Origin of the sequence: Bacillus sp. PPSBB_11, from assembly GCF_038023285.1 — a bacterium.
Lineage (GTDB): Bacteria > Bacillota > Bacilli > Bacillales > Bacillaceae > Bacillus > Bacillus altitudinis.
The window spans coordinates 1819434-1830282 of the sequence record NZ_CP150633.1 but is presented as its reverse complement, the minus strand read 5'-3'; the positions used below and the strand labels follow the sequence as shown (position 1 = coordinate 1830282).

Genomic DNA, 10849 nt, shown 5'->3' with positions numbered 1-10849 from the left:
CTTCGTTTGCTTAAAATATATCCATTAGCTTTTCAAGTTCATCCATGGTCAGGTCATCGTCACCTACATCACTAGGCGTAATTTGCGCTTCATCTTGTGATACACAATGTGAGATGAGTGCCTTCACGTTCTTTTCTAAAAGGTCCTTGAACTGCTCCATCGTTTGCTCTTCGAATTCAAGCTGGTGATATGACATCGTCATATGGAACATGCCCTGTTCTACGAAACCAACAATATCTAATGCATGAGGTTTCTCTGATTCTGGACTTAACGATTGACCTGCCTGCCAAGTGGATCGACTTAGTTCACCCCCGCCAATCTGTTCATCAAACTGACCAAGATAGTTAAAGCTGATATCTGGCGTGACATCAAATGCGAGACCGTCCTTCATTTTGTCAGGCGTTAAGTATTTTAAAACGCCATAGCCGATTCCCTTGTTCGGAATGTGTCTGAGCTCTTCTTTCAAAAGCTTGATTTGATACGAAAGATCCTCCGCATGCGACAAATCAAGCAGCACAGGATACATGCTCGTAAACCAGCCGATGGTCCGCGACACATTGACCGCCGGAAGGATGTCTTCCCTTCCATGTCCTTCAAGGTGAATAAAGTGTCTGTCTTCTCCTGTCCACTCTTTCAGGGTCAATCCTAAAGCGGTTAGCAAAATGTCATTGATTTCCGTATGGTACGCCTCATGTACTTCTGTCAGTAGGCTGCGTGTTTCTTCCTCAGACAGCGTAAAGCGAATGGTTTTTGTATGCAGCATTCTTTGATCCTCTGTAACATGATCCTTTTGCAGAGGTGCAGTTAAATGCCCAAGTACCTTTTTCCAATAGTCCCTTTCTGCCAGCAGCTCATCTGACACTGCATATTCCGTCAACTTCTGGGCATATGCTTGGAATGAATGTGTTTTTTCAGGAAGTGTCAGCTCTTCCCCACGCTTCGCCTGCTCATAAAGAGCCATGAAGTCTTCAAGGAAAATACGCCATGACACACCATCAATGACAAGATGATGTACAACGAGCAATAAGTGATCTCCATGATCCGTACGGAAAATCGCAGGTTTGACTAATGGTCCCTCTGTTAAAGAAATACTCGCCTGCACTTCATTTGCCAGCTTTTCTACCTGCTCGATTTGCTGTGATCGTTCTCCTTGTACTTCTATCACGTCCACCGCTACATCGTTTTCGTCTACTCCACGATGACGCTGAATGATGTGTCCTTCTTCTATCGGATAAACCAATCGCAAAGCATCATGATGGGTCATCATCTGCTCGAGCACTTGCTTGACAAGCGCTTCATCCAAACCATTTGCCGCATGGAGCATAACGGACTGATTCCAATGATGCTGGCTGCTGAAGTTACGTTCAAAGAACCAGCGCTGGATCGGTGTTAAAATGGCCTCTCCTTCGACAGCTGACTGATCGGCTGTGAGAAGGTCCGCTTCTTCGATATATGGGCGAAGCTCCGCAATCGTTGGATATTGGAAAAGCAGCTTCATATCGAGCTTCCAGCCCTCTTGCGTAAGTCTGCTTGCCATTTGGATGCCTTTAATCGAATCTCCGCCAAGGAAGAAGAAGTGGTCGTGAATACCGACTTGGCTGATGCCAAGTACATCTTCCCAAATGCCGCAAAGCAGTGCTTCCACTTCATCTCTTGGCGCTTCGTATGCTGTTTGATTCGCTTCCACATCAGGTGCTGGCAGTGCTTTGAGATCTACTTTTCCATTTGCCGTCATCGGCAGTTGGTCTAGCTTGATGATCCATGATGGCACCATATATTCTGGCAAGATGCGCTTTAAGTTTTCTTTCAACGTATCCGTTTCTTTATCTGTGATGACGTAAGCGACAAGAGCGTCTTGATCACTTGCGTCTTTGGCCGTTGTCACGACGGCTTCTTTCACTTCATTTAGCGTAAGGAGCTGTGCTTCAATTTCTGACAGCTCAATCCGGAAGCCGCGGATGTTCACTTGATGGTCTTTTCTACCGAGATAAATCAGCTCGCCATCCTCGGTCCATTTCACCAAGTCGCCTGTACGGTACATACGCTCTCCTGGATAAAACGGATCTGGGACAAACCGTTTGTCCGTTTCCTCTGGGAGATTCCAGTAGCCTCTTGCCAGTCCTTTCCCCGCAATCACGAGCTCACCCGGTACGCCTTGCGGCGAGAGGTCATATAACGAACCCATAATGTAAAAACGAGTATTGGCAATCGCTGTTCCGATAGGAAGCGTGCCTTGATCTGGATCAATGATCCCGCTTGTCGCCACGACCGTATTTTCTGTTGGGCCGTAGTTATTGACGAGTTTGTATGGAACGGGCTTCACCTGTTTTAGCTTGTCCCCGCCTGTCAGTAAGTAACGGAGAGAATGATTGTCCATCGACATAAACTGCTCACATAGCTGTGTTGGCAGGAATGCAATGGTGATGCCTTCGTGATTAAAATACGAATTGAGCTTGATCATATCGAGGCGAATCGCTTCGTCGATGATATGGAGCTCTGCGCCGGCCATCCACGTCGGGAACATCTCCCAAATGGAGGCATCAAAGCCAAAGCCGGCATATTTGGCGGTTCGGTCTTGTTTCGTCACCTGGAAGGCATCATTGTGCCAGTAGGCGAGATTGACAAGGGACTGGTGCTCGACCATGACACCCTTCGGCTGTCCAGTCGTTCCAGATGTGTAAATCATATAGGCGAGATCCGTTGGTTTGACAGGAACCTGAATCTCGTGTGCTTCTCCTTCTACTGCCTCTTCTATGAAGAGGGTATGACCTGTGAAAGAAGGTGGTGCAGTGAGCTCTTTCTGAATCAGAAGGACCTCTGCCCCGCCATCTTCCAGCATGTAGGCAATGCGCTGCGCTGGATAATCGGCATCAATCGGCACGAATGCCGCACCTGCCTTGAGCACACCGAGAACAGCGGCTGTCATCTCGAGCGATGGACGTGTGAGAATGCCGATGCGGTCTCCCGATTTTGTGCCGGTGGAAATGAGTCTTGCGGCGACTGTATTCGCTCGGTTGTTCAGTTCTTCATACGTCCAGCTTGACCCGCAGAAGGATGCGGCTTTTTGATCAGGTACTTCTTGTGACCTCGCCTCAATCAATGCATGAACCGTTTGATCTGTCGGGACATTTAGGATAGGTCCTGACCATTCATCAAGCAGTTTTTGCTGCTGCGCTGGTGATAATAATTGCATCTGATCTAATAATTGATCTGGTGCTGACACCATTTGTTCGATCAAGTAAAGGAAATACTCCTTCCACTTCTCAATCGACGACCGTTCAAAGATAGAAGAATTATAATCAAACACAAGCTCGATTTGATCGTCAGATTCGTTTCCAGTTAAGGTTAAGTCAAATTTGGCTATGTTCTCATTGAATGATTGTGGAACAATGTGAAGTCCATCCATCGATAGGTCACGAATATCTGCATTTTCCATCGAGAACACCACATCAAAGATTGGATGGCGGCTTGTGTCGCGAACCGTTTGCACTTGGTCCACCAATTCTTCAAATGGGTAAAGTTGATGTTCATTTGCCGCTAACACAAGCTCATGAACTGTTGACGCAAATTGAGAAAATGTCTGATGTCCTTCTGGTTTTGTTCTGAGTGCCAGCGTATTCACAAACATGCCGATGACTGATTGAATATCAGGATGAGTTCTGCCCACCACTGGAGAACCGATCATGATGTCTTCTTGTCTCGAAAGCTTGCTTAAAAGCGTACTGTAGCAAGCAAGTAGCACTGTATACGTTGTACTGTTGAGTGATCTAACCAGCTCATCCAATTGCGATTTAAGCGCACCGTCTATAGAGAATTCGACGCGGCCCCCTTCAAACGTCTGAACCTTTGGTCTCGGAAGATCCTCAGGCAGTGCCAAAACAGGCAGTTCTCCTTGTAATTGTTCCAACCAAAACACCGCTTCAGCCTCTTTTTGTACAAGAGATTCTTCACTGTTTGACCAGACCGCATAATCCTTATATTGAATAGGCAATTCATCAAGTTCGTCTCCTCGATACAAGATCGATAGCTCATCAATTAAAATACCGACAGACGCACCATCTGAAATGATGTGGTGCATATCAATCAACAGATAATGAACACTCTCCGATTCAGACACAAGCCCCACTCTGAGCAGCGGCGCTTTTTCTACATCAAATGGACGAATAAAATCATTCATTAATTGCTGAATGTCTCGGCCTTCCCCTTCGATGTTTTCAATGTTCACAGAAACATTCGTTTCAATTCGTTGAACAGGTTCACCCTGAACGAAGTCAAAACTCGTACGGAATGCTTCATGGCGATGAACAAGCTGGTCAATGGCTTTTTTAAATCGTTTTTCATCAAATACACCTTCAAGCTTTAAAGCAGCTGGCATATGATAGCTCTGCTCGGCATCTGTCATTTTTTGCAGAACAAACAATCTTTTCTGAGCAGATGTCACAGGATAAAAAGCCGCTTCTTCCGCTTTTTCCACTCGCCTGATTTCAGTTCGATCTGTTTGATCCACCGCAAGGGCAAACGCCTCTAAAGTGGGTGATTCAAATAATGTTTTCAAAGTACATTCCACATGCATCTCTTCATAGAGCCTGTTCAGCATTTTCATGCCGCGCAGTGAATGACCACCGCATTCAAAGAAATGATCACGTCTGCCGATTTTCGGAACTTCAAGAACTTCCTCCCAAATGTGTGCCAATATACGCTCTGTATCTGATTGAGGAGGGACGTATTCATTTGAAGCCTGCTCACTTACATCAGGTACCGGTAATGCTCGTCTATCTACCTTGCCATTCCCCGTTAGTGGCAGCTCGTCTAATTGCATGAAGAAAGCTGGCATCATATAAACAGGGAGTTCTCGTCCTGCTTGCTCACGTAAATCCGACAGCGGAACAGCACCTTCTGCTGTGAAATATGCACACAATGTATCATTTGATAACGCAATGACAACGGCTTCCTTCACTTGCGGATGCTGCAATAGCTGGTGTTCAATTTCGCCAAGCTCGATACGCTGACCTCGAATCTTGACTTGATGATCGATTCGCCCAATGAATTCAATATCTCCATTTGACAGCCATCGTGCGAGATCGCCCGTTTTGTACATGACTTCACCAGATCGGAAAGGATTTTCAACAAACTTTTCGCTCGTTAACTCTGGCTGGCGATAATACCCCTTGACCAGTCCGTCACCTGCGACACAAAGCTCTCCAGCTACTCCCGGCGGCTGCACATGTCCAAACTCATCGACAATATAAACAGCCGTTTGACTCACCGGCTTTCCGATCGGAATCGATAGTGCTTGTTCTTCAATGTGATTCACCGGATAATACGTTGTAAAAATCGTGCTTTCAGAAGGTCCATACATATGAATAAGTTTGTCTTCTCCAACCGTTTCAAGGGCTGCCACAACATGCGGCACAGAAGCACGTTCCCCGCCAAACAGCACTTTTCTGACGTTTTTCAGGCTGCCTTTTTTCATATCAATCAGTAAGTGAAATAGAGCGGTCGTGATCATTAAAATACTGACTTTTTCCTTCTCAATCGCGCCAGAAAGCTCATTCATATTTAAAATGTGATCCTTTGGCAAAACAATGAGTTTCGCTCCGTTCAATAAAGCGCCAAACACATCAAACATAAATGCATCAAATACATAGTTTGAAAGGCTCATCACCGTGTCTTCATGATGAATGGTGAGATAATTCGACTGCTTCACTGTTCTCAAAATGTTCCGGTGCGTCACCATGTTCCCTTTAGGTTTGCCTGTCGTACCAGATGTATAGGTTAAATTCGCCAAGTCCAAAGGCGAAACACATACAACTGGATTGCTCTCTGACTGCTGATCAACGGCTCGATCTTCTGTTTCTATGATTTTCCCTTCAAACGCAGTAAGCACAGAGCGATGACGCAGCACCTGATGGGTCAGGACAAACTGTGCACCACTATCTGTCAAAAAGTGCTTGATGCGCTCATCAGGGAAGTCAGGATCGATTGGCACATAGACACCGCCAGCCTTTAGCACAGCTAAAACCGACAACACCATCTCATTGGAACGTTCAAAGAATAAAGCCGCTGTCATCCCTTTTTCAAAACCATGTTCACGTAAATAATGAGCCAGCTGGTTCACTCTGCGATTCAGCTCTTGATAAGAAAGAACCTCATCTTTACATTGCAAAGCAGGCTGATGACCATGCTGTTGTACTTGTGATTCAAATTGCGTCACAATGGTTTCTTCCGCAGGATAAGGCGTAGGTAACGGGTTCCACATCTTCAATTGAGCCGCTGCCTCTTGTTCAGACAGTAAGCGGTATGATTGAATCGCTTGCTCCGGCACTTCGACCATCTGCTCCAGAAGATAAACATAATGCTTGAGCATCTGCTCGGCAGTACTTCGTTTAAATAACGCCGTACTGTAATCGAGAACAAAGGAAAGACCATGACTTGACTCCATCGCTTGAAGTGTGAGATCAAACTTTGCAATATGGAAATTGGTTTCCTCGACTTCGACTTTCATCTCTCCAATATGCTGGGCTGTTGAATGATCTGGCGTTAGAGTAAAGACCGTATCAAATAATGGATGGCGGCTAAAATCTCTTTGCACATTTAGCTTTTCAAGCAGCCGCTCGAATGGATATTGCTGATGCTCAAACGCCCTCATCGTCTTTTCCTTTACTTGCTCAATCAACTGCGTCATTGAACCGTTCGGATCTACCTCTGAACGTAAAGCAAGTGTTTGGACAAACATGCCGATCATGTCATTCAAATCTGCATGCACCCGTCCTGCTGTCGGTGTCCCCACAACAAACTCCTTTTGACCTGTGTATTTCGCAAGCAATGTATAGTAAGCAGAAAGCAACACGGTATACAGCGTCGTATGATGATTCGCTGCAAGCTCCTGCAAACGGCCTGTTAACGTCTCATCTATGTTTCTGAGAACGCGGTCTCCAGTGAAAGACTGGACAGCCGGACGCTGATAATCAGTTAGAAGCTGCAAAGCAGGGATATCTCCTGAAAATTCTTTCAGCCAGAATGCTTCATCTATTTGACCGAATTGCTCTGCCTGTTGTTCTTGCCAAACAGCATAATCTTGATATTGAAGCTTCAATGGCGCTTTCACTAATCCCTCATATGCGTCAGACAGCTCACGCAGCATCAAATCAATTGAAAGACCATCTGAAATCAGATGATGCATATCGAAATAGAGAAGATGCTCCTGATCATGTAAAGACTGAAGCCCAACACGCAAAAGCGGAGCCTGCTCAAGTTGAAAAGGTCGGACAAATTGACGCATGTTCTCTTCCATCGTGCTGCCTGTCACCTGTTCTATTTGAAATGGAACGGATGAAGCTACCCGCTGACGAGGGACTCCTTTGACTGTATGAAAAGAAGTGCGCAGCATATCATGACGTGCGATCAATTTTTCAAAAGCTCCCTCCAACTTCTCTCGTTGCAGCGTTCCTCTTAATTTCACAACGGCAGGCATATGATAGGCGATGCTCTGCTCCAGCTGAGTCACCATATAAACACGCTGCTGCGCTGGTGACAGTGGATAATCGGCGGCAGTCGGTGTTTTCGGTATGACCACTTGTGAAGACTTTTCCGCTTGTTCAATATAAACAGCAAGTGCTGCAATTGTTTGCTGTTCAAATAAAACAGATAAAGGGACCTCCACTTGAAAAGCCCGCTGAACGAGTGTAAGAACTTTCATCGCTTTGAGTGAATGCCCGCCTAGGTCAAAGAATGAGTCGTACACACCTATGCTCTCTTGATGAAGAACGTCTTCCCACAAACGAACAAGCTTCGTTTCTACATCGTTTCTAGGCGCTACATAAACAGCACTGACAGCCTTATCCCCTTTTAATGCAGCAAGCGCACGCCGGTCGACTTTCCCGCTAACTGTTAGTGGAAATGCCTCAAGCTGCTTGAAATAAAGCGGCATCATATAAGCTGGCAGCTGATGTTTGATAGCGGCTTGCAGGGTGTCCACGGAAAGAAATTCTTGTCGTGCTTGATAGTAAGCACTTAAAGCATTTCCACCGTCCGGTTCATCCACGACAAGGACGACAGCCTGATCGACTCCGTCTACCTGCTCCATGACTGCCTCAATTTCACCTGTTTCGATGCGGTAACCTCTTATTTTCACTTGGTCATCTATTCTTCCAAGGTAATCAATTGTGCCGTCTGGAAGCCATCTCACTACATCACCTGTGCGATACATCCGGTCTTCAGGAAAAAATGGATCTGGTCTGAATGCCTTCTCCGTCAATTCAGGCTGATTCACATAGCCCCGTCCAACTCCTATTCCCGCAATGCATAGTTCTCCCACAGCTCCCTGCACCTGTAGTTGTTCATGTTCATTTAAAATATAAATCCGGTGATGGCCCAGTGGCTTTCCAATTGACACATAGCGCTGTTCTGGTGACTTCTGCAGCTCACTGAGATCTAGACGGTGAACCGCCGCATCCACACACGTTTCTGTCGGACCATACACATTCCACAAGGCAAAATCCGGCTGGCTGACACGCACAGCTTCAATCAGCGCCTGCGCTGCTTTCGCAGGGAGTGCTTCTCCCCCAATCAGCATATGAGTCAGTGCAAGCCCGTCCAAATCAGCTGCAAGTAAAAGCTGCACATGTGCTGGCGTTCCATCTGTTGCTTCAATTTGTTGTTCTTTGTAATAAGTCGCTAGCTGTACACCGTTTCGTGTCGTTTCTCTAGGCACAATATGAAGCGTATGTCCAAATAAAAGAGCAGCAAAGATTTGTTTAACAGATGCATCGAAATGGAACGGTGCAAGAAGCGCCACTTGAAGCTGATTTGCCCCCTCATACACTTCGTGATGCAGGGCATGAACCAAATGATGCAGCTGAAGATGCTCGATCATCACTCCCTTCGGCTTTCCAGTCGTACCCGATGTATAAATGAGATAAGCCAAATCCTGTGATGTCGTCTGATCGATCAGCTCAGGCAGCGGACGATCTTCTAATTCCATATGCTGCTGGACAATCATTTTTTCTGCAAAGGATGAATATCGCTGAACAAACGATTCTTCTGTTAAAACGATAGAAGCACCAGAATCTTCTACAATAAATTGAATGCGTTCCTCAGGTAATGCCTGATCGATCGGTACATATGCACCGCCAGCTTTTAATATCCCAAAAATGGCAGCCATCGCATCTGCCGTCCGTTCCATTAAAACGGCAACTGGTACATCACGCGAGACACCTTTCATCTGTAAAAATCGTGCCAGTTTGTCCGCTTTTTGATACAGCTCTCCATAAGTGAACGTTCCATTTTCCGCAACCACAGCTGCCCGTTCTGAATACTTTTTAGCTGCCTCATCAAATAAGTGGTGAACTGGTTTCGCTCCTGGTAAATCAAATGCTTCTCCCTTAGATAATTGAAGCAGCTGCTTTTGTTCATCTGCTGGCAGTAAAGAGAGAGCCCCAATCAGCTGATCTGGCTGAGAGACTGCCGCCTCCAGCAAAATAATCAATCGATCAAACAGCTTACTCATATCGGCTTCACTAAATAGGTCTGTACGGTAATCCAAATCAATGGTCAATGTATCTGTATCCCAGCGGTCTTTCACATGAATCGATATATCATTCATCCCGCTTCCACTAAAAATCGGCTCCGTAATGAACGAAAGATTCTCTTTTTTCTGCCACTGCATGACCTGATACTCTAAAGAAATATCAAACAGGCGTCCTGTAAATCCATCTCTTTCCCTTAAATCATTCATGAGCACATTGTAAGGATATTTTTGATGACGCAAGATCTTCATCTGATCCGCCATGACCTGCTTCACGAAATCCAGAAACGTGAGGGATCCTTGCACAGATGTGCGCATCGGAATGGTCGACACAAACATCCCAATCATCTTTTTTTCCTTTGCATTTGTCCGATTGCCCATAAAAGTTCCAAGGACCACATCCTCCATGCCGCTAAATCGGTGCAAGTAAATATAGACAGCGGACATAAACATAGAAAGCATACTGACTTTCTCTTCTTCACAAAAGACTCGAAGCTTCTCCTTTAAAGAATCAGGAATATCCCCTGAAAATCTCTCCGCATGTAAGCTCATCTCGTAACCTTTATGCGGTGTTAAAGAAGCGAAATCTGGAATATTGGCAAATTGCTCGTTCCAAAAAGCTTGGTCTTTCTGAAAACGTTTAGAAGATTCATACGTTTGCTCACTCATGATGTGATCAACGAAGGAAATGTCTTCAATTGGGGAGATGTCTGTCCCCTGCAGCATGTCATGGTATAGATCAATGATTCGGTTTCCCATCAAGATAATTGAAATACCATCAGCCACAATATGATGTGCTTTACAGAACAGCCAGCACTCTTGATCACTGATTTGAAAGACCGTAAATTCAATTAAGGAACGATCAATCAGTTCCATCGGCTCACGAATCTCCTCGTTCGCCCACGCCCTGACTTCCTTTTCACTCCAGCCTTTCACCAAACGAATCGGCTGTTTTTCATATGGCTTGATATATTGAACGGGCTCCTCCTGCTCATGTTGATACACTAGCCTTAAACGAAGAGAATCAGTTTCACGAATGTACGCTTGAAGCACATCCACGATCAAAGAAGGATTTAGACCTGATACCGATCTTAACTTGGCAAACCCACCCAAATTAGAAATACTTGTGCCTGGATAAAATCTTTCCGTGTAGAATACTCGCTTTTGCGCATGTGTTAAGGGGTAATAAACTGTACTCATTCTCATCCTCCGCTCTTCTATGTTTTCTCCACCAACTGTGATACCCTGCACCCTCTATATCAAAAGAACCAAGTCTATTTCATTAAAATAGACGGAATAACAGAAAAGGAGCCCACCCCGAAT

At 45.5% G+C, this 10849-nt stretch carries 1 protein-coding gene; it reads right to left on the bottom strand.

Annotated features, from left to right (window positions below):
- Positions 1 to 10: 10 nt before the first annotated feature.
- Complete coding sequence (locus V7L95_RS09095; protein ID WP_340968942.1) at positions 11 to 10726, bottom strand: amino acid adenylation domain-containing protein; 10716 nt, start codon at positions 10724 to 10726, stop codon at positions 11 to 13.
- Positions 10727 to 10849: the final 123 nt, after the last annotated feature.

Excerpts from the sequence above, each read along its gene's own strand:
- V7L95_RS09095 (WP_340968942.1), bottom strand. The coding sequence starts at position 10,726 with ATGAGTACAGTTTATTACCCCTTAACACATGCGCAAAAGCGAGTATTC.